Consider the following 26,186-nt stretch of genomic DNA (forward strand, 5'->3'; position numbering starts at 1 on the left):
CTTACTCGGCGGCGACCAGGTTTCCTTCGGAGACGCCCTCCGGCTTCGGACCACCATAGGCCCAGTCGAGCAGCTTGATCGTGTGCACCACCGGCAGCTTTGCAGCCGAAGCGATCTGGGTGATGCAGCCGATATTGCCTGTGGCAACGATCTCCGCGCCGGTGGCCTCGATGTTTTTCACCTTTCGGTCGCGCAGCTTCTCCGAAATCTCCGGCTGCAGGATGTTGTAGGTGCCGGCCGAGCCGCAGCACAGATGGCCCTCGCGCGGCTCGCGCACGACGAAGCCGGCCTTGGCCAGCAACTCCTTCGGCTGGCGGGTGATCTTCTGGCCGTGCTGCATCGAACAGGCGGAGTGGTAGGCAACGACCGTGCCGGGCTTGCGCACCGGCTCCGGCAGGTCGAGGCTTGAGAGATATTCGGTGATGTCCCTGGCCAGCGCCGAGACCTTTGCAGCCTTGTCGGCATAGGCCGGATCGAGGCGCAGCATGAAGCCATAGTCCTTGATGGTGGTGCCGCAGCCGGACGCGGTGATGACGATGGCATCGAGCCCACCCTGGTCGATGGCGCGTGTCCAGGCATCGACATTCTGCTTCGCCGAGGCTAGTGCGGCTGCCTCGCGGCCCATATGATGGACCAGCGCGCCGCAGCAGGCCTCGCCCTCAGGCACCACGACCTCGATGCCGAGCCTGGTCAGCAATGCAATCGTCGTCTCGTTGATGGCGGGATCGAGCACCGATTGGGCGCAGCCGGTGAGGATGGCGACGCGGCCTTTCTTCGTCCCCTGCCCGGCATGGACGCCGGGAGAGGCCATCGGCGAGGCCGCCGGGATCGAGGCCGGCGCCAACTTCAGCATAGCACCGAGCGGCTTCAAGGCTGGGACCTTTTCGAACAGGCCGATGAACGGCTTGCCCAATCTCGCCAGCTTCAGCGCGGCGCGAAAGCGCGCGGGGTAAGGCAGCACTAGGGCCAGCAGGGCGCGGGTCAGCCGGTCGAGCAGCGGCCGCCTGTAAGTCTCCTCGATATGGGCGCGGGCATGGTCGACCAGATGCATGTAGTTGACGCCCGACGGGCAGGTCGTCATGCAGGCGAGGCAGGACAGGCAGCGGTCGATATGGGTGACGATCTCCTTGTCGGCGGGACGGCCGTTCTCCAGCATATCCTTGATCAGGTAGATGCGCCCGCGCGGTGAATCCAGCTCGTTGCCGAGTGTGACATAGGTCGGGCAGGTGGCGGTGCAGAAGCCGCAATGCACGCATTTGCGCAGGATCTTCTCCGATTCCGCGACATGCGGATCGGCGAGCTGGGCAAGGGAGAAATTGGTCTGCATCGCGTTAGCCCTGGGCCATGCGGCCGGGATTGAGGATGGCCTTGGGATCGAACTCGGTCTTGAGCCTAGCCGACAGGGCGGCCAGATGCGGCGCCTGTGGCTCGAACACCGGCACGGCGGCGCGATGCGAAGGGGTGGCGCGCACCAGCGTGGCGTGGCCGCCGCCAAGCTTTCTGATCAGCCCGCGCAGCAGGGCGGCCTCGGGATCGCCCTCCTCCATGCGCAGCCAGACCAGCCCGCCCTGCCAGTCGTAGAAGGCGCTGACACCGATCTGCATGCGCAGCGTCAGCACCATCTGATGGGCCTGAGACGGCGCCATGGAGACGCGCCAGACCGGCTTTTCGCTACGGTCGGCGAATGGCGTGCAGTCCCTTATGTCACGCCAGAGGGAATGCGAGGCCTCGCCTGCAATCTCCTGCAGCGGGCCCGCATTTTTGAGCAGGGTTTTCAGTGCCTCGATGCGGTAGGCGACCGAAGGGCCGAAGCCTTCGACGCGCAGCAGCGTTGCGGCGTCGGCCCCGAGACTGCCGCCGGCAACGCGCGCGGCGGTGCGCTCGGGCAGATGGGCGGCGCTCGACACTTCGGCGCTGGAGCCTAGCGCCAGCGCCATGGCGGCAGCCGCCGCATCGTCGAGCAAGCCGCGCACGGCAAGCGTCACCTCGATCTCGGCCGCCGGCAGCACCTTGAAGGTGACATCGGTGAATACAGCCAGCGTGCCCCAGCTGTTGGCCATCAGCTTCGACAGATCGTAGCCGGTAACATTCTTGACGACGCGGCCGCCTGATTTGAACGCTTCGCCACGACCGGCAACCGCGTTGATGCCAAGGATATGGTCGCGCGCGGCGCCCGCCTTCAGCCGGCGCGGGCCGGACAGGTTGGCGGCAAGCACGCCGCCGATCGTGCCTCTTCCCTTGATACCGCCGAACAATGGGCCGTAGTCCATCGGCTCGAAAGCAAGTTGCTGGCCGTTTTCGGCGAGCAGGCTTTCTATATCGGAAAGCGGTGTGCCGGCCTTCGCCGACAGCACCAGTTCGGCCGGCTCGTAGAGGGTGACGCCGGTGAGCTTCGAAAGATCGAGCGTGTGTTCGCTCTGCTGTGGCCGGCCGATGCCGCGCTTGGAGCCGTGGCCGATGGTCTCCAGCGGCGATTCCTCCGCAGCCGTCCATTGGACGGTGGAGAGGACTTCGGTGGACGAGGTGGGAGTGAAGGTGGTCATGGCGACGCGCCGCTTGCGAGTGCAGAGACGTCGAGTTCCTTCGTGCCCCCCTCTGTCCTGCCGGACATCTCCCCCACTTGGGGGGAGATTAGCAGCTTTGGCGACCGCGCCTCTCTAGCAACGTCGAAGATTGGCGAAGGCAGAGATGACTGGTGATCTCCCCCCAAGTGGGGGAGATGTCCGGCAGGACAGAGGGGGGCGCGAAGGATCGCCGACGTGAGACATTCCGCCCCCATCAAAACCTCGGAATGTCCGGAAACGCCACCTGGCCGCGATGCACATGCATGCGTCCAAGCTCCGCGCAGCGGCGCAGTTGCGGGAACACTTTTCCCGGGTTGAGCAGATGGTTGGGATCGAAGGCGCATTTGACGCGCATTTGTTGGTCGAGGTCGATCTGGTTGAACATTTCAGGCATCAAATCGCGCTTCTCGACGCCGACGCCGTGCTCGCCGGTCAAGACGCCGCCGACCTTGACGCAGAGCCGCAAGATGTCGGCGCCAAAACTTTCCGCCTTGTCGAGTTCGCCCGGCACGTTGGCGTCGTAGAGGATCAGCGGATGCAGATTGCCGTCGCCGGCGTGGAAGACATTGGCGACGCCAAGGCCGTATTTCTCCGACAGTTCGCGCATGCCGGCGAGCACACGCGGCAATTCCTTGCGCGGGATGGTGCCATCCATGCAGTAATAGTCGGGCGAGATGCGGCCGACCGCCGGGAAGGCCGCCTTGCGGCCGGCCCAGAAACTCAGCCGCTCCTGTTCGGATTGCGAGATGCGGCAGGTGGTGGAGCCGTTCCTATAGGCGATCGCTTCGACGAGACCGATCAGGTGATCGACCTCGACGCCCGGCCCGTCGAGTTCGACGATCAGCAGCGCCTCGACATCAAGGGGGTAGCCGGCATGGACGAAATCTTCCGCGGCATGGATCGCCGGCCGGTCCATCATCTCCATGCCGCCAGGGATAATGCCGGCGCCGATGATGTCGGCGACGCATTGGCCGCCCTGCTCGCTGGTCGGAAAGCCGATCAGCAGAGCGCGCGCCGTCTCCGGCTTCTTCAGGATGCGTACCGTGACCTCGGTGACGACGCCGAGCAGGCCTTCGGACCCCGTCATGACGCCGAGGAGATCATAGCCTTCCGAGTCCAGATGATTGCCGCCCAGGCGCACCACCTCGCCGTTCATCAGCACCATCTCGATGCCCAGAACATTGTTGGCGGTCAGGCCGTATTTCAGGCAGTGCACGCCGCCGGAATTTTCCGCGACATTGCCGCCGATCGAGCACGCGATCTGGGAGGATGGGTCAGGGGCGTAGTAAAAGCCCTCCTGCTCGACGGCAATGGTGATGCCAAGATTGGTAACGCCTGGCTGAGCGACGACGATGCGGTCGGGATAGTCGATGGCCAGAATGCGGTTGAAGCGGCTCATGACCAGCAGCACGGCATCCTCGAGCGGCAGCGCGCCGCCCGACAACGAGGTTCCGGAGCCGCGCGGCACGACACGGATGTTGCGGTCGTTGCAGTATTTCAAGATGCGCGACACCTGCGCCACCGTTTCCGGCAGCACCACGACCAGCGGCAATTGCCGGTAGGCGGTGAGGCCGTCGCTTTCGAAGGCGCGCATCTCATTGGTGGCGTCGACGACGCCCTCGCCCGGCACGATGATGCGCATGTCGGCGACGATCTCCGCCCGCCTTCGCATAGTGGCGTCGTCTGGCTTGGGCATGACAAGGCCGGACATCGGCGGCGTTCTCCGCTTGGCTGGTAAAAATCTTTTACCAGTTACATCTGGATGTTGCAAACACCGCATTGGGCAAAGAGCGTACTGCCGGCCTTCCGCAGCGGCAATCTGCCGCTGGCCCGGCAGGGCGGATAGTCCAGCGCCTTGCCCTTCGCTGGCTCAGGGCGTTCGAAGCTCGAAAAGCCAAGCAATTGGCTTTTCGTCCGCTGCGCGGACCGCTTCTCACTCCCCCGGATGTTTCGCCGGCTCGGAGTGCATCCGCCTGACTCGCCGCACGCCCCACCAGACCAGCAGGATGGCGACCGGCACCGCGACGGCCGTGACGACTTCCGGTGCAAAGGCATGGCCGAAGATCGAGGCGCCCTTGGCGAGATAGGAGATCAGGCCGACGACATAGTAGGACACTGCCGCCACCGACAGGCCTTCCACCGTCTGCTGCAGCCGCAGTTGCAGCCGGGCACGGTTGTTCATCGACGCCAGCAGATCGCGGTTCTGCTTCTCGACCTCGACATCGACCCAGGTGCGCAGCAGCGTGGTGGCGCGGGTTAGTTTGCGCGACAGGTTGGCCTGGCGCTCCTCGACCGAACGGCAGGTGCGCATGGCGGGTGCCACCCGCCGCTGCAGGAAGCCGCCCCAAGTGTCGTAGCCGGGCACGGCTTCTTCGTCCAGCGCTTCCAGCCGCTCGACAACGATGCCGTCATAGGCGCGGCTGGCGCCGAAGCGATAGAGGCTGGAGGCGGCATCAGCCTCGAGTTCAGCGGCAAGCTCGGTCAGGTCGGCGAGCAGCGTCTGGCTGTCGCGGGTTTCAGCGACCTTCATTTCCAGCGTGGTCTGCGCCAGCCGGTCCTCAATGCGGCGGGCGCGGCCCGACAGCGTCAGCGCCAGCGGCAGGCCGAGCATGGCAAGCGTGCGATACGTCTCGACGTCGATCAGCCGCTGCGACAGCGCGCCGGTCCGCGCCGGCGTCAGGCCGCGATCAAGCACCAGGATGCGGGTCAGGCCGTCGCCGTCCTGGCGGAAATCGGTGACGATGGCCGCATTGCCGCGCTCGACCAGCGAATAGCAGAGGCTCGTCGGGTCGAAGGCCGCAATCAGCTTCTCGCTTGCCGGCGTCCATTTGCGGATCTCCAGCCTTATGCCTGAGATCACCGTTCCCGGCGGCGAGAACCCGTTGCCGAAAGGAGAATCCTCCTGCGCCCTGCCGCTTTCGGCAAGCGGCCCTTCCCAAAGATAGGTCGAGAATTCCGTATGCCGCTCCCAGCGCAGCGTACCCTTGCCCCACTTCATGGCGTGGTGGCGGGCATGACGGTCGGGCGCCGCGATGCCGAGGCGCCGCGACAGTTCGGAGAGCACGGCCATGTCGACGCCGGAGCCGCCCTCGGTCATGAAGGCGAGTTGCACAAGCACGCGCGGCTTCTCGATCAGCGGATGCGGCCGGGCATGGACCTCGCCGATCGCGCCGGGCCGTCCCTCATGCGCGGGAAAGCCCATCACGCTGCCCTGGGCGCGCGGCTGGAATTCGAGGTTGGACGTCTCGTCCGACACGGTGGTCCCCCTGTTCTCGACCCTTCGTGTGATGGCGTCCTCTAAAGGCAATCCATGAGGCGCGTAAACACCAAAGTCTAGCATCGTAGGTCCTGCCGGCGCGACGCGCAGACCGACCCGATTGGGCAAATTGGATAAATAATTTGACCAGTTGGCGACGCTGGCTTTATCTTGCGCGACGCCGGTTCAATTTCCCAGGCCCCCGTTGAGCGATATTTTCTCCAGGATCGAGCATTCGCGCACCGCCGACGAGGTGGTGCAGCAGATCGAAAGCCTGATCCTTGAAGGCGTGCTGCGCACCGGCGACCGGCTGCCGGGCGAGCGCGAGCTGGCGCGCCAGTTCGACGTGTCGCGGCCGATCCTGCGCGATGCGCTGAAGGCGCTGGATGGGCGCGGGCTGCTGATCACCAAGGCCGGCGGCGGCACCCATGTCGCCGACGTCATCGGCCAGTTGTTCACCAAGCCGGTGACCGACCTCATCTCGATGCACCGCAAGGCGGTGACCGACTATCTGGAATACCGCCGCGAGATCGAAGGTGTTGCGGCCGAATATGCGGCGCGGCGCGCGACAGCGGACGACATTGCGCTGCTCGACCGCATCATGGCGCGCATGGACGAGGCGCACCGCACCGGCGATTTCGACGACGAGGCGGAAATCGACGTCGAGTTCCACCATGCTGTGTGCGAATGCGCGCACAACATCATCCTCTTGCACACACTGCGCTCCTGCTACCGGCTGCTGTCTGAAGGCGTGTTCCAGAACCGGCTTCTGGTGTTCAGCGTGCCCGGAGCGCGCGAGGCGCTGCTGGCCCAGCACGGCGCGATCTACAAAGCCGTGAAGGCCGGCGATCCCTCAGCTGCCCGCCAGGCGGCGATGGACCATATCTCCTATGTCGAGCGCTCGATGCTCGAGGCCGAACGCAGCGGCGACTGGCAGCGCGTGTCGCGGCTCAGGCTTAAGCAGCGCTCCGACGCCGACGACGGCTTCAAGACGACTGGCTAACGAGGAACCACCATGAGCGACATCCTCACCATTGCCGATCTCAAGGACCTGGCGCGCCGGCGGGTGCCGAAGATGTTCTACGACTATGCCGATTCCGGCTCCTGGACCGAAAGCACCTACCGCGCCAACGAGGAGGACTTCCAGAAGATAAAATTCCGTCAGCGCGTGCTGGTCGACATGAGCAACCGCTCGCTGGAATCGACCATGATCGGCGAGAAAGTGGCGATACCGGTGGCGCTTGCCCCAACTGGAATGACCGGCATGCAGCATGCCGATGGCGAGATGCTGGCCGCGCAGGCGGCAGAGGAATTCGGCGTGCCGTTTACGCTGTCGACGATGAGCATCTGCTCGATCGAGGATGTCGCGTCGGTGACGAAGAAGCCGTTCTGGTTCCAGCTCTACGTGCTTCGCGACAAGGATTTCGTGCTCGACCTGATCGACAGGGCGAAGGCTGCAAAATGCTCGGCGCTGGTGTTGACGCTCGACCTGCAGATCCTGGGGCAGCGCCACAAGGATGTCCGCAACGGGCTGTCGGCGCCGCCCAAGATGACGCTGGCCAACATTGCCAACATCGCCATGCGGCCGCGCTGGCTGATGGGCATTGCCGGCACCAAGCGCCGCACCTTCCGCAACATTGTCGGCCATGCCAAGGGCGTCGGCGACGTCGCTTCGCTGGCATCGTGGACGACGGAGCAGTTCGACCCGCACCTGTCGTGGAAGGACGTCGCCTGGATCAAGGAGCGCTGGGGCGGCAAGCTGATCCTGAAAGGTATTCTCGACAAAGAGGACGCGCTGATGGCGGTCGAGACCGGCGCCGACGCCATCATCGTTTCCAACCATGGCGGGCGCCAGCTCGACGGCGCATCGTCGTCAATCATGGCGCTGGAGGAGATCGCCGATGCCGTCGGCGACAGGATCGAGGTGCATATGGACGGCGGCATCCGCTCGGGCCAGGACGTGCTGAAGGCGCTTTGCCTCGGCGCCAAGGGCACCTATATCGGCCGCCCGTTCCTGTACGGGTTGGGCGCCATGGGCAAGCAAGGCGTGACCCTGGCGCTGGACATCATCCGCAAGGAGATGGACATCACGCTGGCACTGTGCGGCAAACGGCTGGTGACCGAGATGGGCAAGGACCAGTTGCGGCGATAGGGTCTTGTTCACCGATTAGACCCTAGCCTCGCTGGATCACGGAGACGAAGCCGCCTTGATCGAGACCGGCATCCACTACCTCGACGCGCGCGCGCCCGATGGCATGCGCCTCTATGCGATCGGCGACGTGCATGGCCGGCTCGATCTGCTCGCCGCCATGCATCGCCGCATCGAGAGCGAACTCGAATACAAGCCGACCAGCGATTGGCGCGTCATCCACCTCGGCGACTATGTCGACCGCGGACCAGAGTCCAAGGGCGTCATAGACTTCCTGATCGAGGCACAGAAACGCGATCCACGGCATGTGATGCTCGCCGGCAACCACGATATCGGCTTCCTCGATTTTCTCGACGAGCCTGACCCGGAAGGGCTGTTCATCCGCTATGGCGGCGTGCAGACGGCACAATCCTATGGCGTCGACCTAGCGGGACACGCAAGCTGGTTCGGCAAGGCCGAGGCGTTACGGCGGGGACACCAGGCACTGGTCAATGCTGTACCGCAAGCCCATGTCGACTTCCTGCGGTCGCTGCAATTGTCACTGATATCAGGTGATTTCTTCTTCTGCCATGCTGGCGTCAGGCCTGACGTGCCGCTGGAGAGCCAGAGCCCGCAGGATCTGGTCTGGATACGCGACGTCTTCCACAACCATCCAGGGCTTTACCCGAAGGTGATCGTGCACGGCCACACACCGGTGCCGGAGGCGGAGGTGATGCCGAACCGCGTCAATGTCGACACGCTCGCCTGGCAGTCAGGCATGCTCAGCGCGCTCGCCGTGGACGGCGCGGACAAGCGTATCCTGACTGTGCAGGGAAAAGCGTTTTAGCGAAGCGCGGCGGTGACGCCGTAGCCGTCGACGGCCTGATGGTTGTTGGCTGCATCGGCGGAATAAATGCCGAGACCGCACAAAACGATGGCAGACAGCATGACAAAGGACAGAAGCGCTGCTTTCACGGACGTCATCTCTAGTTGAGCTTCCTGCATCTGGGCACGAGGCGGTTACCAATGGGTTGAAACCGAGAATTCGTCTCAAAGTTTCGACGATTTCGCGCTTGTAGGTCGATTCTGTATCGGCGGTGTGTCGCGCGGATCACACAGAAGGTTCATCGCGGTTGCATTGCCGATGCATAGCGCGCGCCTTGTAGGATAGCGTTCGGCCACAAACCAAGGACGAAAGAAGTTGTCCCCGGCAGATTCCCCGCCGCGTGCCAATTATGCAACGGCCGCGCGTTGGCTGGGTTCAGATCGTCGCCACCCAGGCGCGGGCAATGGCCAAGCCCGCGGCATCAGCCTCGGGGCCGTTGAGAGCCATTTCGCTGTCGAGGCGATCGTGCCAGTCGGGATGGCGATCGGCAATCAGCGGCGCGAAGGACGTGCTCCAGTCCCTCACCATCGGCCGGTCGGCCTCGAAATGGAACTGGAAGCCGTAGACGGCGCGGCCGATACGGAACGCCTGGTTCTCAGCAATTTCGCTGCCGGCAAGCCGCACCGCATTTGACGGCAGCGCGAAAGTGTCCTCGTGCCATTCGAAGATGGGGAAATCCTGGGGAAGTGCGCCAAGCACCGGATCGGTTCTGGCGTCCGGCGTCAGCGATACCTTGTGCCAGCCGAATTCCGAGGCGGCGCCGATCTGGTTCTCACCGCCGAAAGTGCGGGCAACCAACTGGCTGCCCAGGCAGATACCGAGAACCGAGCGATCCTTGGCGGCGAAATCGCGGGTCAGTTCGAGCAGCGCCGGGAAATACGGGTAGTCATCGTCGGCCAGCGCATTCTGACCGCCGCCAAGCATCACCATGGCATCGTGTCCGGTCGCGTCGTCCGGCAGCGCATCGCCCTTGTAGGGCCGGCGCAGGTCGAGATCGGCGCCGGCTTCGGCGAGCGCGGCACCAACCTGGCCAAGGCCGGTGTTGTCGTAGTTCTGGACCACCAGCACCCGCATCGCAAAACCCTGCTGACATGAAATGACGCGACGAGCGATATCATGTCGCCCGTTTTGCAGCCAAGATGCGTATTCGGGAGAGAGCTATGCCACTGCAGAACCGGGTCGATCCGTTCGGCGCCATCCATGCCATATCCGAGCGCGGCCTGTTCACCGGCAATCGCGGCATCATCCACGATCCTGAGACCAAGACGCTGCTGAAAAAGCGTTGGGCCTTGCCGGCCTGGATCATCTGCGTCTGCCAATTCCGCAATGTGCGGCGCGAGCCGATGGGCAGGAACAGGCCGGGCGGCAGGGCCGGCTGGACCGAGTTGTTCTTCCTCGACGAGGTGACGGCGCTGGCCGCCGGGCACCGTCCCTGTTTCTATTGCCGGCGTGAGCGAGCCACGGATTTTGTCGGGCGTTTCGGCAAAGTCTTCGGTGTAAACGAACCGCGCGCGCCAATGGTGGACAAGCGGCTGCACAAGGAGCGGCTGGCTTCCGGCGGCAAGCCACCTGATGTCACCATGGGAGAGCTTGCCGAATTGCCGGACGGAGCGATGATCGCGGATGGCGGCTCGGCCTATGCGCTGCGCGGCGGCAACGCGCTGCCCTGGTCGTTCGCAGGCTATGGCGATGCGGCGGCCTTCGACAGCCTTGCCGGCCGGTCGCTGCGCCTGCTCACACCGGCCACGACCGTTTCGGTGCTGCGGCACGGTTTTGAACCGGTGTGGCATCGTTCCGCCGAGACTTGACGCCAGGCACCGCCTCCCCCATTCCTCGGCGATGCGCGCCAATTACAAGATGCAGCGGCTGTTCGTGCCGGACGACCTCGCGGCAGGCATCGAATTCGATGCCGGCCAGCAGCAGAGCCATTATCTCACGCATGTGCTGCGGCTCGGCGAAGGCGCCGAGATCCTGGTCTTCAACGGCCGCGACGGCGAGTGGTCGGCGGCGATTGCCACCAGGTCGAAAAGGGCGGTGCGGCTGAAGGTGCTGGCCTCGCAGAGACCGCAACCGCCCCTGCCTGACCTGATCTATTGCTTTGCGCCGCTGAAACAGGGCCGGCTCGACTATCTCGTGCAGAAGGCGGTGGAGATGGGCGCCGGCATCCTGCAGCCGGTGATCACCCAGCACACGCAAGTGGCAAAACCCTCCATCGACCGGCTGCGCGCCAATGTCGTCGAGGCGGCCGAGCAATGCGGCATACTGGCGGTGCCGGAAGTGCGAGAAGCCGAGAAATTCGAGCGTCTGCTCTCCCGCTGGGACAAGGAGCGGCGACTGATCTTCTGCGACGAGGACGCCTCGACCAACAATCCGCTGCCGGCATTGCAGGCGGTGCCGGAGAAGAAGCTGGCGCTGCTGGTCGGACCGGAAGGCGGCTTTTCCGACGACGAACGAAAGATGCTGCGGGCGCTCCCCTTCGTCACTGCCATCCCGCTCGGACCGCGCATCCTGCGCGCTGACACAGCAGCTGTAGCGGCGCTTGCGGTGATGCAGGCGACGGTCGGAGACTGGTAAGAAGCGTAAAGATCAATTCCTGTTGACCTGTGGCTCAGGATTTTTCGCTTGATCGGCTGCTGACATTTCGTCCATTTAGCGCCGGCGGGCTCCGAGAGCCGCAGAGGGGGCCCCATGGCGCGCGACACAACCGATTTCCGGGCAATCGAAGGCATCGACGAACTGGTCGAGCATCTGGCCGAAGGCAACAAGCCGCGCGACAAGTGGCGCATCGGGACCGAGCACGAGAAGTTCCCCTTCTATGTCGACGGGAACGCGCCGGTGCCCTATGGCGGCGAGCGCGGCATCCGCGCCATCCTCGAAGGCATGCAGCAAAAGCTCGGCTGGGACCCGATCATCGATGACGGCCGCATCATCGGCCTGGTCGAGCCGACCGGACAGGGCGCGATCTCGCTGGAGCCTGGTGGCCAGTTCGAGCTGTCGGGCGCGCCGCTGGAAACGATCCACCAGACCTGCCGGGAGGGCAATGCGCATCTGGCGCAGGTCCGCGAGATCGCCGAGCCGATGGGCATCCGCTTTCTCGGCCTCGGCGGCAGTCCGAAATGGTCGCTCGCCGAGACGCCGAAAATGCCGAAATCGCGCTACGAAATCATGACCCGCTACATGCCCAAGGTCGGGACCAAGGGTCTCGACATGATGTATCGCACCTGCACCATCCAGGTGAACCTCGACTTCGAAAGCGAAGCCGACATGCGCCGCAAGATGCAGGTGTCGCTGAAGCTGCAGCCACTGTCGACGGCGCTGTTTGCCAACTCGCCCTTCACCGACAGCCGGCCGAACGGGCTGCAGAGCTGGCGCGGCGACATCTGGCGCGACACCGACAACCAGCGCTCGGGCCTGCTCGAATTCTGCTTCTCGCCCGAGTTCGGCTTTGCCGACTATGTCGAATGGGCGCTCGACGTGCCGATGTACTTCGTCATCCGCGACGGCCACTATCACGACATGACGCACATCACCTTCCGCCAGTTCATGGCCGGCGCTGCCCGCAATGAAGTACCGGACGGACTGCCGACCATGGGCGACTGGGCGAACCATCTGTCGACCCTGTTCCCTGACGTCAGGCTGAAGCGCTTCCTCGAAATGCGCGGCGCCGATGGCGGGCCGTGGCGCCGCATCTGCGCGCTGCCGGCCTTCTGGGTCGGGCTGCTTTATGACGAGGCCGCGCTCGACGCCGCCGAGGCGCTGACTTCGAGCTGGACCTATGAAGAAACGCTGGCGATGCGCAATGCGGTGCCGGAACAAGGCATTTCCGCGCCGTTCCGCAACACGACGTTGCGTGAGATCGGCCGCGATGTAATGACCATTTCGCGCCTTGGGCTGAAAAATCGCGGCAGGAAGAACCGCGACGGCTATGACGAGACCTCGTTCCTCAACACGCTGGACGAAGTCGTGGCGCGCGGTACCACCAGTGCCGAGGAAATGCTGTCGGCCTACCACACGCGCTGGGGCGGCTCGATCGAGCCGGTGTTCATGGAATATGCGTATTAGCGTCGCGCCTTGAGCAGCGGCAAAAGCCGCTTCAATCGAACATCGAAACGAACTAGGTTCTCCCTCGAGGATTTCCCGGAGGAGAAACCGATGCCTACCTTGTTCGACATATTGGCGCAGGCGCAGAACGGCAACGGCATGCAGGCGCTTGCCCAGCAGTACGGGCTTTCCATGCAGCAGACGCAGGCGGCTGTCACCGCTCTGCTGCCGGCCTTCTCGCAAGGGTTGCAACGCAACACCGCCGATCCCTATGGGCTCGGCGCCTTCATGACGGCGATGGCGAGCGGCCAGCACGCCAAATATTTCGAGGACGCGACCAGGGCTTTCTCACCGCAAGGCGTCAATGAGGGCAATGGCATTCTGGGTCATCTGTTCGGCTCGAAGGAGCTGTCGCGCGCGGTGGCCAGCCAAGCCGCGCAGGCGACCGGCGTCAGCCAGCAGATCTTGCAGCAGATGCTGCCGGCCATCGCTTCGATGGTGATGGGCGGATTATTCAAACAGACGACAAACCAGTTGACCGGAAGTCAGATGCAGGCCGCCGGTGGCTTCGGCGGTGGCAGCAATCCGCTCGGCGAGATCATCGAACAGATGATGCGGCAGGCGGGCGGCGGGGCACAGCCTGCGCCGCAGCCAGCACCCAATCCTTACGGTGAGAACCCGCTGGGCAAAGTGCTGCAGGACATGTTCGGCGGCGGCGTCCAACAGCCGCAAAGCCAGCCGCACCAGGCGCCCAACCCCTATGGCGACAATCCGCTGGGCAAGGTGCTGCAGGACATGTTCGGCGGTGGCGCGGCACAGCAACCGCAGGGCCGGCCGCAGCAGCCAACACAGCCGCAACAGACGCAGAGCCCTTACGGCGATAACCCGCTGGGCAAGATTTTTGAAGAGATGATGCGGCAAGGCGGTGGTGGCGGCTTCGGCCGGCCCGGTGGGCAGCCGGCGCCGCAGCAGCCGCAAGCACCCCAGCCGCGACAGGCACCGCAGGAGCGCCAGGCGCCGCAACCGCAGGCCAATCCGAGCGGCAGGCCACGCAATCCGTTCGACGATATTTTCGGCAAGATGTTCGAGACCGGCGCCCAGCAGCGCGACGACTATCAGAAGGGCGTGGAAACGATCTTCGACGAGTTCAAGCGGGACATGGACCGGCGGTAGTTGGGCGCTGACCTTCGCGGCTTCGGAGCAAGGAACGAAGCGACGCGGCGCAGACCGCACGATGACGACGGAGCTTTAAAAGAAAAAGCCCGGTCCTGGAGGAGGACCGGGCCAGTGTGCAGGCTGGCCGGCGGGGAACCGGCAGGGAGTGGGGAGCCTGCTATACTCGTTGGTCGCGGCGAGCCTGAGAAAGGTTCACGGCAACCGAAACAATGCGCCCGATATCACGCTATCTGGCGGGCGAGATCTTCGATCGTATCGGCACGATCGCTCGCAATCGCACGCAGCTTCACGGTCGGATCGGCGCCGAACGGCACATCGATGGCGACATGGAGGTCCGCGCGCGTCAGGCCGATATCGGCGAGTTCGGCGTCCGACATCTCGCCGAGGCGATAGAAGGCCCGGCGATTTTTCCAGGCCTGGTAGGCATTGAGAAGGGTGTTGGCCACGCGCGTCGCAACGGCCGGACGCGAGGTGATGCGCGAGGTCTCGGTGGCGAAATCAAACGTGGTCATGTCGGTCTCCTTCAGACTCGAACTGGACAAGACCAGGCGATCGGCGCTGGGGACAGCGGCCGTTCCGGTCTCGATTCACATGCTTTCATGTGGACAATGTGAATTTGCCACGCACCGATTGATTAATCCAACGAATGTTTCTAATCTTTAGCATCAACGCTAGTGATGGATTGGACCGATGAAAGCGCCACTCGATCTCGACCAGTTGCAGACCTTCATCTCGATTGCCGATACCGGCAGCTTTACCCGCGCGGCCGAGGAAGTGCTGCGCACGCAATCGGCGGTGTCGATGCAGATGCGCCGGCTGGAAGAGCGGATCGGCAAGCCGCTGTTCGAAAAGGACGGCCGCACCAACAGGCTGACTGAGGAAGGCGACAAGCTGCTCTCCTACGCGCGCCGCCTGCTCTATCTCAACCGCGAAACGCTGGCCGCCTTTGATGACCAGCGGCTCGAAGGCACCATCCGCATCGGCACCCCCGACGACTATGCCGACCGGTTCCTGCCCGAAATCATGGCACGCTTCACACGGTCAAACCCGCGCGTCGAACTGACCGTCATCTGCGAGCCTACGCCAGGCTTGGTCGAGCATATCAAGCGCGGCAATCTCGATCTTGCGCTGGTGACGCACAACGATACGCGCGGCCAGTCGGAAGTGGTGCGGCGCGAGCCGCTGCTATGGGTGACCTCGGCCAACCATGCCACGCACGAACAGGAAGTGCTGCCGATGGCCTTCGGCCGGCCGAACTGCATCTGGCGGCGCGCCGCCGTCGATGTGCTCGACCGGCAAAACCGCGACTATCGAATCCTGTTCACCAGCTTCTCGGCCACCGTCATCACCGCCGCGGTGCTGTCGGGGCTGGCGATCTCGGTGCTGCCGGAATGCGCGCTGCGGCCCGGCATGCGAGTGCTGGGCGAAGCCGACGGTTTTGGCGCCCTGCCCGACTGCCGCATCGGCATCATGCGCGGCCAGACCTCGCGTCCCGAAATCGTCGACGCTCTGGCCCGACACATCTCGGAAAGCCTCGACAATATTTCCGTGCCGCTCGGCGAAGAAACGGGAAGCTTCGATTTCGCCTCGCTCGCCTTCGCCAAGATGAAGCGGAGCAAGCCGAACCAGATCCTGCCTGGCTGGTAGGAACGATCAGGCCGACGCTGCCGCCTCCGTCGTTGCGTTGGCCGACGACAGGCCGGGCAGCGCCACCAATTGCGCCGGCTCCAGCGGCGGCGACAAGAGGTAGCCCTGCAGCTGCTGGCAGCCCATGGCGACCAGCAGCGCCTTTTGCACCTCGGTCTCTACGCCCTCGGCGGTGACCTCGACCTTGAGCGCGCCGGCGAGATCGATCAGCGCCTTGACGATGGCGCCCGAATTGCCGTCGCCGTCGAGAAGCCGCACGAAGGAGCGGTCGATCTTGAGCTTGTCGATGGCATGGCGGCGCAGATAGCTCAGCGACGAATAGCCGGTGCCGAAATCGTCGAGCACAATGCCGACGCCCGACTGGCGCAAGGCTGCCAGAGCCGCTCTGGTGGTGTCGTTGTTTTCCAAGAGAACGTTTTCGGTGATTTCGAGCTGCAGGCGCTTCGGCGCCAGTCCGGTTTCGGCGAGGATCGAGGCAACCTCTTCGGCAAAGCCGGCGTCGCGCAATTGCAGCGGCGAGACATTGACGGCGAGCCACGGCAGTTTGGTCTTCACGGCGAAGCGGCAGGCTTCCAGCAGGGCCCATGCGCCGAGCTGCCCGATCATGCCGCGTTCCTCGGCGATGGCGATGAACTGCGCCGCCGGCAGTGCGCCATGGACCTCATGCGCCCAGCGGATCAGCGCCTCGGCGCCGACAATGGTCTTGCCGTCGCTGGCAAAGACCGGCTGGTAGGCGAGCTTGATACCGGTGCCGCCATTCAGCGCGCTGCGCAGCTCGCTCTCGACCTTGCGCTTGCGCAGCAAAAGGTCGTCCATGTCGCCGGCGAAGACCTGGTAGCGGCCACGGCCGTTCTTCTTGGCTTCGTAGAGCGCGATGTCGGCCTTGCGCAGCAGATCGTCTGCGTCGGCATCAGGGCCTGTCGACAAGGCTATGCCGATGCTGGCGCTGATAAAGACCTGATCGTCCATCAGCTTGAACGGCTCCTGCAGTTTCTGCAGCACCCTCTCGGAAATATCCTCGGCGTTCCTTACGTCGCGGACATCGATCAGGATCACCGCGAATTCGTCGCCACCCAGTCTTGCCACCGTGTCGACGTCGCGAACCGTATGCTGAAGCCTGGCCGCCGTCTGGCGCACGAGTTCGTCGCCTGCCGGGTGACCAAGCGTGTCGTTGACATGCTTGAAGCGATCTAGATCGAGATAAAGCAGCGCGACCTTGCTTTCATTGCCGGAGGTAAGCAAGGCACGCCGCAGCCTGTCCTCGAACAGTGCCCGGTTGGGCAGGCCGGTGAGCGTGTCGTGAAAGGCGAGATATTGCGCCTGGGCCTGGCTGGTCTGCAGCGCCGATGACGCACGGCGCAGACGCCGGAGCAGAAAGGCGAGCACGCTCGCCGCAACCAGCGCGGCCAGAGCCAGGGCCGGGCTGGCCTTGCCCACCAGCGTCAGGCCGGGCCGTTCCTGGTCCCAGGCAATATAGCCGAGGATGACACCCTGTTTGTCGATAAGCGGAATGGCAGCCGAGCCAAGCGGCTGAGCCATCGGCAGGAGATGCGCCCCCGCCAGCAGATATTTCTGCGCGATCTTGCCGATCACCGCGTCGTTGATGAACTCTATGGAGACATGCAGATATTCGCTGCCGGATGCCTGGGTGACGCGATCCGAACTCGGCACCAGAGGCATGACGCTGAGTATGGCAGGCTGACCGCCAAGCGAGACCAGATCGTCGGCAACGAATTTTGCGCCGGCCTGGCTTGCGTCCTTGCTCATCATCTGGCGCAACCTGGCGATGGTCGGCCGCAAAGCGGGTTCGTCCTCGCCAAAGACGGCAGGCGACACGACCTTGCCTTCGCGCATGGCGTGGACCGGCCGGTTGGCGTTGTCCAGCACATAGACCCGGTTGTGGCCGTAATACGAGTACATCCAGACGCTGAAATTCTCGGCCATCCAGGTCTGGTTGCCGGCCTTGGCGTTTATAACGGAATCATCCCAGACGGCGACGCTTTCCTGCTCGCGCTTTACCGCGGCGATCTGGTCCTGCAGGCCGTTGGCAAGGAAAACCTTCTCCCGCTCGAGCGAGACCCGGTCGGCCTGCATGGTGGCGTAAAGGCCGAAGCCGACAACGATGGCCAGTGCAAAAACGGCAAGCGTCAGCACCGTCAGGGTGACCTGGAACGTCAACGGGCTGCGTTGTTTGCGGGCGCTCATGCGTCCTCCTTGGCCCAGAGTCAATCAGGCCAGGCTTAAGATCAAGTTATGGAATCTTGACGCGGAGCGACAACAGCCGCTCAATCGGCCGATGAGCGACGCAGAATCCGATTCACGAACCAATGCCACCGAATACACGGTGAGCGAGATTTCCGGCGCGCTGAAGCGCACGGTCGAGGATGTCTTCGGCCATGTGCGGGTGCGCGGCGAAATTTCCGGCTATCGCGGGCCGCACTCTTCCGGCCATGCCTATTTCACCCTGAAGGACGACCGCGCGCGGCTCGATGCCGTGGTCTGGAAAGGCACGATGAGCCGGCTGAAATTCCGTCCCGAAGAGGGGATGGAGGTGATCGCCACCGGCAAACTCACCACCTATCCCGGCAAATCCAACTACCAGATCGTCATCGACAATCTAGAACCCGCCGGCGCCGGGGCGCTGATGGCGCTTTTGGAAGAGCGCAAGCGGCGACTGCAGGCCGAAGGACTTTTCGATGCCGGCCGCAAGCGGCGGCTGCCGTTCATGCCGCGCACCATCGGCGTCGTCACCTCGCCGACCGGATCGGTGATCCGTGACATCATCCATCGCATCAAGGACCGCTTTCCGCTGCATGTGCTGGTCTGGCCGGTAAGAGTCCAGGGCGAGACGGCGGGGGCGGAAGTGACGGCGGCCGTCAACGGCTTCAACGCGCTGGCCTGGGATGGAGCGATCGTGCCGCCCGACCTTCTGATCGTGGCGCGCGGCGGCGGCAGCCTCGAGGACCTCTGGGGGTTCAACGATGAAGGGCTGGCGCGCGCCGTCGCTGCCTCGCGCATCCCGGTGATTTCGGCCGTCGGCCACGAGACCGACTGGACCTTGATCGATCTCGTCGCCGACATGCGGGCACCGACGCCGACAGGTGCGGCGGAGATCGCGGTGCCGGTGAAAGCGGACCTCGAAGCGACACTAGCCAGTCTTGGCGCACGGCTCAAAGCAGCTACCTTGCGCAATTTCGAACGCAAGCGGCAGGCCTCGCGTGCGGCCGCCCGCGCGCTGCCCTCGCCCGACCAGTTGCTGGCGCTGCCGCGACGGCGGCTGGACGAGGCGGCCAGCCGGCTTAGCCGGGGGCTGATGGTCTCCACCGAAAGAAAGCAAGCTCGGTTCTTCGCCGTGAAGCTCACTCCGGCAACGCTGTCCCGGCGGATTGCCGAGGCGCGACGCACCAACGACCGCAACCTTTTGCGCGCCCAAGGGGCGCTGCGCGCATTGGCGAGAGCCCGGCGCGCGGAGTTGAATCGTGCGGCGGATCAGTTGCCAAAATGTGCGAAAGCATCCCTGCAACGGCACAGGCAGCAACTGGCTTTGCTGCAAGGCCGCATTACGATCGAGCCAACGGCACGGCGGCAAACCGTGCAGAGGCATCTTCTGACGGCTTTGACGAGACGCGGCACGCAAGCGGTACTGCTCAGGCTGGAGCGACTGCGCGGCCGCATCGTCCAATCCGAGAGGCTGATGGCAACGCTGTCGCACAAGGCTGTGCTGGCGCGCGGCTTCGCGCTGGTCAAGGATGCCGACGGCGCGGTGATCAAACTGGCAGTTGATGTGGCGCCGGGCGCTGGCCTGCAGCTGGAGTTCGCCGACGGCACCGTAAATGCAGTCGCGACCGGCGACGCCGAGCGGGTGCAGGCCGTTGCCAAACCAGCGGCCACGCCGCCCGCCAGCAAACCCGCCGCAAAGCCGGCGGCCAGCAAACCGAAAGAACCGGGCAATCAGGGCTCGCTTTTTTAGAGGACCGCATGACCGGACATGACCCGCATCTTCAAACGCCGGCGGGCAAGCCGCGCGCCCGTGCTTTCGGCATTGCCTTCGAGGGCACGCCGGGCGGCTTCAACACCATCACTGATGTGCCCGGCGTATCAGTCGGCTATGCGACGCTGATTTCCGGCGAGGGTCTGCTCGAGGTTGGCACGGGGCCGGTGCGCACCGGCGTCACCGCCATCCTGCCGCGGCCGTTGGCTGAGCTCGCCACGCCGGTGTTTGCCGGTGTCTTCAGCCAGAACGGCAATGGCGAGTTGACGGGGTCGCACATTATCGAGGAAGTCGGCGCCTTCAACCTGCCCGTCACGATCACCAACACGCATTCCTGCGGCGTCACCCGCGACGGCACGCTGCGCTGGATGCAACGCGTGCTGCCGGCGGCGCTCGACAGCGGCTGGGGCCTGCCGGTTGCGGCGGAGACCTATGACGGTTTCCTCAACGACATCAACGGTTATCACGTCGGCTTCGAAGATGTCGAAGCCGCGCTCGACGGTGCCGCCGGTGGAGCGATCGAGGAAGGCAGTGTCGGCGGCGGCACCGGCATGATTGCCTTTGGCTTCAAGGCCGGCTCGGGCACGGCATCGCGCATCGTCGAGTGGCAGGGCATCAGGCATACGGTCGGCGTATTCGTGCAGGCGAATTTCGGCAAGCGGCGCAATTTCACACTGCGCGGCGCCCGCGTCGGGCCTGATCTGGTAGAGCCGGCGATGCGCGAAGGCACGCCGCGTGCCGAAAAGGGCTCGATCATCGCCATCGTCGCCACCGATGCGCCATTTCTGCCGCACCAGATGAAGCGGCTGGCAAAGCGCGTGCCGCTCGGCATCGCCATGACAGGCGGCTTCGGCTACCACAGTTCGGGCGACATTTTTCTGGCCTTCACCACCGCCAATCCGCAAGCAGCACTTGCACCATCGGGACGAACCGCAAACGTCGCTTACATCCCGGACGTCGATATCGATCCGTTCTTCGATGCGGTGGCGCAAGGCGTAGAGGAGGCGATCCTCAATGCAATGGTCGCCAATGAGGATATGAGCGGACGCGACGGCAATTTCGTGCCGGCGCTGCCGAAGGCCTGGCTGAAAGATCGATTTGGATAGAGGACAAGGCCTGGCGGCACCAGGCCTGTTGCGTCACGGTTTGGCCGCGTTGCTCTGGTCGGCCTCGGCCGCCTCTTCGAGCCGCGATGCGATCAGTTCCTGGATGTCGCCGACTTCTTCCTGGATATCTTCCAGCGGAATGCCGACCTCAGCGGCCTTGGCCGCGCACTCCTTGGCGAGGGTCTCGGCCTGCTTCTCGATCTTTACCGGCGAGTGCTGGCAGTGGACCTTTTCACCGATCCATCCGCGCAAGAACTCGATCGCATGTTCACTCATACTGCTTTTCCCTGGCGGCTATGCCGGTTGGTAACCGTAAACGTCCGCACCCGGTAAAGGATGCATGCTGCCATTCGAACCGAGTCGGCTTCGCCCGGCAAGTTGATCTTGTCGGAGGTCCGAAGAGCCGAATGAAGGGAAGGGTTCAATGAGCACGTTCTGATTGTTTGATAGAGTGGTACGTTGGCCGGGATCGGCTTCGGCTCTATGCTGTTGTTCTTACGATCTTTTCCTGCTGTCGACGGCCGATTTGTATCACAATAGGGATCACAACGCGTAACACATTTTCTGCTGCTTCGTGGTACACCGCCACAGCTACACGGTCGAAGCCGCCGCTATATAGTGACATCATTATGCGATGTCGACTCTATCAGCTATCCTGCTTCTTTCCGCCGCGCTGTGTCAAACGTCATCCCCGTCCAGTATGGAGATTGGATGGCCCCGGAGGGCGTATGAAAATGTTGATTTATTGCGTTTCGTGGCCAAAATCAGAAAGCTCTCGTCAGCGTCACCCCGCTCGACTGCCTCCGCCACACTCAGCGCCTCCGACGTCGATTCCTTGCACGTAAGGCGCGGGCCGGATGAACGACAACATTGGCGCTTTGGCAGCGCGCTCCTGCTAAGGACGATGTCTCGATGCGACAAGCTCTGCCTTCCGCTGCGCCGTCTCCAACCCGATTGCGATGAAGGCGCGCGCATGCCGGGCCAGTTCCATATTGTCGGCCCACAGATTGCGCCAGATCGCGGTCTTCCGTGACAGGTTCTCGTCAACGATCTTCGACGAGAAGGATTCAAAGCTGAGGTCGTCCCTATAGCCGATTGCGGTCAGCGCATCGAAGATGGCGGCAAAGTCGATATTGCCGGTGCCGAGGAAACCGCGATGGCTCTCGCCGATATGGACATAACCGATCTTGTCAGCGGCATGGCGGATAGCCAGTCCGACATCGGCCTCCTCGATGTTCATGTGGAAGGTATCGAGATGCAGGAAGATGTTGTCGGAGCCGGTGTCCGCGATGAAGGCCAGGCCTTGTGAAGCGGTGTTGAGCAGATTGCTTTCGAAGCGATTGACGATCTCCAGATTGAGCGTGACGCCGGCGGACTTGGCCGTCTCCGCAACCTTCGCAAGTGTCCCCGCGCTGCGGTTCCACTGATCGCGCGTCGGCGCCTGCGTCTGCAAGCCGTGGCTGGTACTGAGGATGCCGCCAATTTTCTGGCCGCCGAGATCGCGGGTGAGCGCGATCGTCTCGTTGAGGATCTCGACGCCGCGCGCGGCAACCGCCTTGTCGGCACTCGAAATGTCGCCGTCGGCCGGCAGGCCGATGCTGATCGCGACGCCGAGCTTGAGGTCGGCGATGCGCCTGGCCAACCCGCCAACGTCGACATTGGCCGGGTCAAGATAGGAGAACTCGATCAGGTCGAAGCCGGCCTCTCTGGTGTTGGCCAGCGTGCGTTCGAGGTCGCCTTGCGCCGAACTCGCCGACCAGACGAACGAATGAATACCGATGCGCGACATGATCGTCTCCCGTTTCTGGAATTGAGATGCGGCCGGGTTGCCCCGGCCGCATCGGCCTTGGGAGGCTTAGCGGGCTGCGGTCCAGCCCTTGTAGTCTTTCAGGTTCTCGGCCGTGATCAGCTTCGGGTCGAGCAGCACGGTCGGCTCCGCCGGCTTCTTGCCGGCAAGCAGCTCAGCCGCCATCGTCAGCGACTGGCCAGCCATCACGTAGGGATCCTGCGAAGCCGAGGCCTTGATCATCGAGGTGCCGGAAGCGAGTTCCTTCTCGATATCGGGAGCGCCATCCACTGCGGTGAAGATGAACTCCGAGCGATTGAGCTGCTTGGCCGCAAGCTGGGCGCCGATCGCCGTCGGATCGTTGATGGCAAACACCGCATCGATCTTGTCGAAGCGGGTGAGCAGCGACTGGAAGACCTTCAGGCCGCCGTCGCGCGAGCCTTCGGCATTCTGGTCGTCGGAGAGGATCTTGATGTCGGGGTGTTTTGCAAGGACGTCCTTGCAGCCCTTCACCCGCTCCAGGATCGACGACGACGCCGGGCCGTTGAGGATAACGTAGTCGCCCTTGCCGCCGGTGTGGTCGACCAGATACTGGCAGGCCTCTTCGCCGGCCTTGACGTTGTTGGTCATGACGGTGACGTCGGCGCCTGGCGCCGAGACGTCGAAGGCGGCAACGACGATGCCCGCTGCTTGCGCCTTCTTCACCGCCGGGCCGATCGCCTTGGCATCGACCGCATTGAGCATGATCACGTCGACCCCGGCGGCGATGAAGGAATCGACCTGAGAGACCTGCTTGTTGAGGTCGTAGTCGGCCGACACTGAGGTTACCTCGACCTTTGGGTTGATCTTCTTGGCCGCGTCCTCGATGCCCTTGATGGTGGCGACGAAGAAGGGGTTGCCGAGCAGGCCGACCGAGATGCCGACCTTGTTGAGGTCCTTGGCCGATGCGGGCGCGATGGCGGCAGCCGCGAGTGCGACGCCGCAGAGCAGTTTAGCGATGGTCTTCATTGCTTTCCTCCAATTGCCCCGCGCCTCTCACGGTGCGTTACACAAACCGGTCGTTTACGCCGGCGACCAAGGTCAATCACGTTCTCGCTCCTGCCTGGAGCCTGTAGCGGTCGAGGGCGACTGCCACGATGATGACCAATCCCTTGATGATGTACTGCCAGATGTCCGAGACACCGGCCAAGATAAGCCCGTTGGAGAGCACCGCTATGATCAGGCCACCGATCAGCGTACCCCAGATCGAGCCGACGCCGCCGACGAAGCTGGTGCCGCCGAGAATGACCGCGGCAATGGCGTCGAGTTCGTAAGACTGCCCAAGCTGCAGCCCGTTGGCCGCATAGAGCCGGGCCGCTGACATGGCGCCGCCAAGGCCGGCCAGCAGGCCGGAAACGCCATAGACAAAGAGCAGCACCAGCGGCACCTTGATGCCGGTCAGCCGCGCCGCTTCGGCATTGCCGCCGACGGCATAGATCCAGGTGCCGAGCACGGTGCGCTTGAGCACCAGCCAGGACAGCACCACGACCGACAAGGCGATGATGACCAGCCAGGGAATGCCGAACAGCGTACCGTTGCCGATGAAGTCGAACGGCAGGTCCGAGTTGAACACCGTGGTGTCCTGGCCGAGCAGGCGGGCGACGCCGCGCACAGCGGTCAGCGACCCCAGCGTGACGATGAAGGGCGGCAGTCTGATATAGGCGATCAGCAGCCCGTTGATGACGCCGAAGCCGAGGCCGACGAGAATGGCCGCCGGCACGCCCAGCAGTCCCCAATCAGGCACCAGCGACACCATCACCGCCACCATCGCCGAGGCGGCAAGTATCGAGCCAACGGACAGGTCGATCCCGCCGGTCAGGATGACGAAGGTCATGCCCGCTGCCAGCACAATGTTGATCGACGATTGCTGCATGACGATCAGCAAATTGGTCTGGGTGAAGAAGCGCGCGTTCATCAACTGAAAGCCGACCGCCAGCAGGATCAGGATCGGCAGCATGCCAAGGGCGGCGAAGGCGGTGCGCAACCGCCGGCTCCTGCCGACAGCCTGGCCACTGATCTCGGTCGCCTTGTCGGTCATCCCTTGGCCGCTCCCGTTGCAAGTTCCATGATTGCTTCCTGGCGCAGCGGCTGGTCTTTGGACGCCGTCACCTCGCCGGCGATCGTGCCGTCGCGCATTACCAGCACCCGGTCGGCGACGCCGATCACCTCCGGCAGTTCGCTGGAGATCATCAGGATGGCGATGCCCTTTTTGGCGAGATTGTCGATCAGCCGGTAGATTTCCGACTTCGCTCCGACATCGACGCCGCGCGTCGGTTCATCCAGGATGACCACTTGCGGCTCGGTCTCGAGCAGGCGGGCAAGCAACACTTTCTGCTGGTTGCCGCCCGACAGCGAACCGGCATTGGCCTGTACCGACCTGGTGCGGATGGAGAGATCCGAAACGGCCGTGGCAGCACGTCTCTCGGCGGCTTTGAAATCGCGCAAGCCGCCGGGCCGCGCATCCCTAGCCAGCACGCCCATGCTGATGTTGTCGGATATCGACATGTCGAGAAACAGGCCGAGTTCCTTGCGGTCTTCGGTGAGATAGGCGATGCCGGCATTCAGTGCCTCGCTTGGCGAGCCGATGGTTACTGGCTTGCCGTCGAGTTCCAGCGTGCCGGCGATGCGTCTGTCGGCACCGAAGATCAGTCGCGCGAGTTCGGTGCGGCCCGAGCCGACAAGGCCAGCCAGAGCCAGCACCTCGCCCTTGTACAGTTCGAAGGAGCAGTTCTTCAGGAGATTGCCGTCTGCCATGCCGCGCACCGACAACGCGACCGCGCGCTTGCTGTCCGGCGGGCGATGATCCTTCCTGTAAAAAGCCGACAGGTCGCGGCCAACCATCATCGAGACGAGGCGCGAGGCGTTCAGCTCGGCGCGCTCGAGTGTGCCGACATAGCCGCTGTCGCGCAGCACGCTGACGCGGTCGGCCAACTGGTAGACCTCTTCCATGCGGTGGCTGATGTAGATGATGGCGATGCCTTGCGACTTCAGCGTCGCGATGACCTCGAACAGACGGTCGGTCTCGCGCGAGGTCAGCGAGGTGGTTGGCTCGTCCATGACAATGATGCGCGCGCTGGTCGAAAGCGCGCGGGCGATTTCGACCAGCTGACGCTCGCCGAGCGACAGGCTGGAAACGTGGGCCCGTGCGGAGAAGGACACGCCGAGACGCTTGATGATCTCATTGCTGCGCTGGTAGCATTGGTCGCGGTCGACGATGCCGAAACGCCTCGGCTCATTGCCGAGGAAGATGTTCTGCGCGACCGTCAGGTTGGGCGCCAGCGACAGTTCCTGGTAGATAACCGCAATGCCGTGAGCCCGCGCCTTGATCGGGTCGCCGGTGGCGACCGGCACGCCGTCAATCAGTATCTCGCCGCCGGCATCAGGCCGATAGGCGCCGGACAGCACCTTCATCAAAGTCGACTTGCCGGCACCGTTTTCACCCATCAGCGCATGGACTTCGCCGGCATGGACGGTCAGCGACACGTCCTGCAAGGCGCGGACTGGCCCGAACGTCTTCGAGATGTGCCGCATTTCCAGCACTGGCTGGCGCGTGACTTCGGCCTGAG

Annotated in this window: 23 protein-coding genes; 10 read left to right on the plus strand and 13 right to left on the minus strand. The window is 63.9% G+C overall.

Annotation, left to right across the window (positions count from 1 at the left end; translation table 11 throughout):
• Nucleotide 1: 1 nt before the first annotated feature.
• The 4 genes from glcF to NKH38_RS28535 all read right to left on the minus strand — a co-directional run bounded on the left by glcF (nucleotide 2) and on the right by NKH38_RS28535 (nucleotide 5,820).
• Nucleotides 2-1,327 carry a glycolate oxidase subunit GlcF gene (glcF, locus tag NKH38_RS28520; RefSeq protein ID WP_352764820.1) on the minus strand — a complete coding sequence of 442 codons (1,326 nt, stop codon included), beginning with the start codon at nucleotides 1,325-1,327 and terminating at the stop codon, nucleotides 2-4.
• 4 nt (nucleotides 1,328-1,331) lie between these two features.
• On the minus strand, nucleotides 1,332-2,543 hold the full coding sequence (locus NKH38_RS28525) for an FAD-binding protein (protein WP_352764822.1): 1,212 nt from the start codon (nucleotides 2,541-2,543) through the stop codon (nucleotides 1,332-1,334).
• A 235-nt stretch (nucleotides 2,544-2,778) separates the two neighbouring features.
• A complete protein-coding gene (locus NKH38_RS28530) occupies nucleotides 2,779-4,275 on the minus strand; it encodes an FAD-linked oxidase C-terminal domain-containing protein (RefSeq protein ID WP_352513113.1) in 1,497 nt (498 codons plus the stop codon).
• 222 nt (nucleotides 4,276-4,497) lie between these two features.
• On the minus strand, nucleotides 4,498-5,820 hold the full coding sequence (locus NKH38_RS28535; RefSeq protein ID WP_023729099.1) for a DUF3422 family protein: 1,323 nt from the start codon (nucleotides 5,818-5,820) through the stop codon (nucleotides 4,498-4,500).
• A 205-nt stretch (nucleotides 5,821-6,025) separates the two neighbouring features.
• Here NKH38_RS28535 and NKH38_RS28540 point away from each other — a divergent pair, with 205 nt between their 5' ends.
• From NKH38_RS28540 to NKH38_RS28550, 3 genes are read left to right on the plus strand one after another with little or no spacing between them, the layout of a single operon-like run.
• Nucleotides 6,026-6,823 carry an FCD domain-containing protein gene (locus tag NKH38_RS28540; protein ID WP_023729098.1) on the plus strand — a complete coding sequence of 266 codons (798 nt, stop codon included), beginning with the start codon at nucleotides 6,026-6,028 and terminating at the stop codon, nucleotides 6,821-6,823.
• Nucleotides 6,824-6,835: 12 nt separating this feature from the next.
• Nucleotides 6,836-7,972, plus strand: coding sequence for an alpha-hydroxy acid oxidase (locus tag NKH38_RS28545; RefSeq protein ID WP_023729097.1), 1,137 nt, complete (start codon nucleotides 6,836-6,838; stop codon nucleotides 7,970-7,972).
• A 55-nt stretch (nucleotides 7,973-8,027) separates the two neighbouring features.
• Nucleotides 8,028-8,795 carry a metallophosphoesterase family protein gene (locus NKH38_RS28550; protein WP_023729096.1) on the plus strand — a complete coding sequence of 256 codons (768 nt, stop codon included), beginning with the start codon at nucleotides 8,028-8,030 and terminating at the stop codon, nucleotides 8,793-8,795.
• On the opposite strand, the gene NKH38_RS28555 is transcribed toward NKH38_RS28550, so the two are convergent.
• Together NKH38_RS28555 and NKH38_RS28560 are read right to left on the minus strand one after the other, a co-directional pair.
• Entirely contained in the window at nucleotides 8,792-8,932 is a 141-nt protein-coding gene (locus NKH38_RS28555; RefSeq protein WP_006206855.1) for a hypothetical protein, read from the minus strand. The two genes, NKH38_RS28550 and NKH38_RS28555, sit on opposite strands and share 4 nt — an antisense overlap.
• Before the next feature lie 277 nt (nucleotides 8,933-9,209).
• Nucleotides 9,210-9,908, minus strand: a complete 699-nt coding sequence (locus NKH38_RS28560; protein WP_352764826.1) for a type 1 glutamine amidotransferase — start codon at nucleotides 9,906-9,908, stop codon at nucleotides 9,210-9,212.
• Nucleotides 9,909-9,994: 86 nt separating this feature from the next.
• Between NKH38_RS28560 and NKH38_RS28565 the strand changes: the two genes are divergently transcribed.
• The 4 genes from NKH38_RS28565 (at nucleotide 9,995) to NKH38_RS28580 (ending at nucleotide 14,048) form a co-directional block, all read left to right on the plus strand.
• Nucleotides 9,995-10,642, plus strand: a complete 648-nt coding sequence (locus NKH38_RS28565; protein ID WP_023692351.1) for a hypothetical protein — start codon at nucleotides 9,995-9,997, stop codon at nucleotides 10,640-10,642.
• A 31-nt stretch (nucleotides 10,643-10,673) separates the two neighbouring features.
• Complete coding sequence (locus NKH38_RS28570; protein ID WP_352764829.1) at nucleotides 10,674-11,408, plus strand: 16S rRNA (uracil(1498)-N(3))-methyltransferase; 735 nt, start codon at nucleotides 10,674-10,676, stop codon at nucleotides 11,406-11,408.
• 114 nt (nucleotides 11,409-11,522) lie between these two features.
• Nucleotides 11,523-12,896 (plus strand): glutamate--cysteine ligase, encoded by a 1,374-nt coding sequence (locus tag NKH38_RS28575; protein WP_023710134.1) that lies wholly within the window; start codon nucleotides 11,523-11,525, stop codon nucleotides 12,894-12,896.
• 90 nt (nucleotides 12,897-12,986) lie between these two features.
• Nucleotides 12,987-14,048 carry a DUF937 domain-containing protein gene (locus tag NKH38_RS28580; protein ID WP_352764832.1) on the plus strand — a complete coding sequence of 354 codons (1,062 nt, stop codon included), beginning with the start codon at nucleotides 12,987-12,989 and terminating at the stop codon, nucleotides 14,046-14,048.
• A 224-nt stretch (nucleotides 14,049-14,272) separates the two neighbouring features.
• Here NKH38_RS28580 and NKH38_RS28585 read toward each other — a convergent pair whose 3' ends face one another.
• On the minus strand, nucleotides 14,273-14,563 hold the full coding sequence (locus NKH38_RS28585) for a DUF1127 domain-containing protein (protein ID WP_023670560.1): 291 nt from the start codon (nucleotides 14,561-14,563) through the stop codon (nucleotides 14,273-14,275).
• 178 nt (nucleotides 14,564-14,741) lie between these two features.
• Here NKH38_RS28585 and NKH38_RS28590 point away from each other — a divergent pair, with 178 nt between their 5' ends.
• Nucleotides 14,742-15,698 carry a LysR substrate-binding domain-containing protein gene (locus NKH38_RS28590; RefSeq protein ID WP_023695095.1) on the plus strand — a complete coding sequence of 319 codons (957 nt, stop codon included), beginning with the start codon at nucleotides 14,742-14,744 and terminating at the stop codon, nucleotides 15,696-15,698.
• Between the two features lie 6 nt (nucleotides 15,699-15,704).
• Here NKH38_RS28590 and NKH38_RS28595 read toward each other — a convergent pair whose 3' ends face one another.
• Nucleotides 15,705-17,903, minus strand: coding sequence for a bifunctional diguanylate cyclase/phosphodiesterase (locus NKH38_RS28595; RefSeq protein WP_023723354.1), 2,199 nt, complete (start codon nucleotides 17,901-17,903; stop codon nucleotides 15,705-15,707).
• A 91-nt stretch (nucleotides 17,904-17,994) separates the two neighbouring features.
• Here NKH38_RS28595 and xseA point away from each other — a divergent pair, with 91 nt between their 5' ends.
• Both xseA and NKH38_RS28605 read left to right on the plus strand, forming a co-directional pair.
• Nucleotides 17,995-19,668, plus strand: a complete 1,674-nt coding sequence (gene xseA / locus NKH38_RS28600; RefSeq protein WP_352764835.1) for an exodeoxyribonuclease VII large subunit — start codon at nucleotides 17,995-17,997, stop codon at nucleotides 19,666-19,668.
• 8 nt (nucleotides 19,669-19,676) lie between these two features.
• Nucleotides 19,677-20,795: a DmpA family aminopeptidase gene (locus NKH38_RS28605; RefSeq protein WP_352764838.1), complete on the plus strand. Its 1,119-nt coding sequence runs from the start codon at nucleotides 19,677-19,679 to the stop codon at nucleotides 20,793-20,795.
• A gap of 33 nt (nucleotides 20,796-20,828) precedes the next feature.
• On the opposite strand, the gene NKH38_RS28610 is transcribed toward NKH38_RS28605, so the two are convergent.
• The 5 genes from NKH38_RS28610 to NKH38_RS28630 form a co-directional block, all read right to left on the minus strand.
• Nucleotides 20,829-21,071: a DUF768 domain-containing protein gene (locus NKH38_RS28610; RefSeq protein WP_023670565.1), complete on the minus strand. Its 243-nt coding sequence runs from the start codon at nucleotides 21,069-21,071 to the stop codon at nucleotides 20,829-20,831.
• 619 nt (nucleotides 21,072-21,690) lie between these two features.
• Complete coding sequence (locus NKH38_RS28615; RefSeq protein WP_023729088.1) at nucleotides 21,691-22,584, minus strand: sugar phosphate isomerase/epimerase family protein; 894 nt, start codon at nucleotides 22,582-22,584, stop codon at nucleotides 21,691-21,693.
• Between the two features lie 66 nt (nucleotides 22,585-22,650).
• Nucleotides 22,651-23,589, minus strand: a complete 939-nt coding sequence (locus NKH38_RS28620) for an ABC transporter substrate-binding protein (protein WP_023670567.1) — start codon at nucleotides 23,587-23,589, stop codon at nucleotides 22,651-22,653.
• A gap of 76 nt (nucleotides 23,590-23,665) precedes the next feature.
• Nucleotides 23,666-24,658, minus strand: coding sequence for an ABC transporter permease subunit (locus NKH38_RS28625; protein WP_023710139.1), 993 nt, complete (start codon nucleotides 24,656-24,658; stop codon nucleotides 23,666-23,668).
• The gene (locus NKH38_RS28630) at nucleotides 24,655-26,151 is read right to left on the minus strand and encodes a sugar ABC transporter ATP-binding protein (protein WP_050589234.1); all 1,497 of its coding nucleotides are present in this window, start codon (nucleotides 26,149-26,151) and stop codon (nucleotides 24,655-24,657) included. Before NKH38_RS28630 ends, NKH38_RS28625 begins: the two co-directional genes overlap by 4 nt.
• Nucleotides 26,152-26,186: the final 35 nt, after the last annotated feature.

The sequence above is a fragment of the Mesorhizobium sp. M1078 genome (genome assembly GCF_040318615.1).
In the GTDB taxonomy this organism is placed as follows: domain Bacteria; phylum Pseudomonadota; class Alphaproteobacteria; order Rhizobiales; family Rhizobiaceae; genus Mesorhizobium.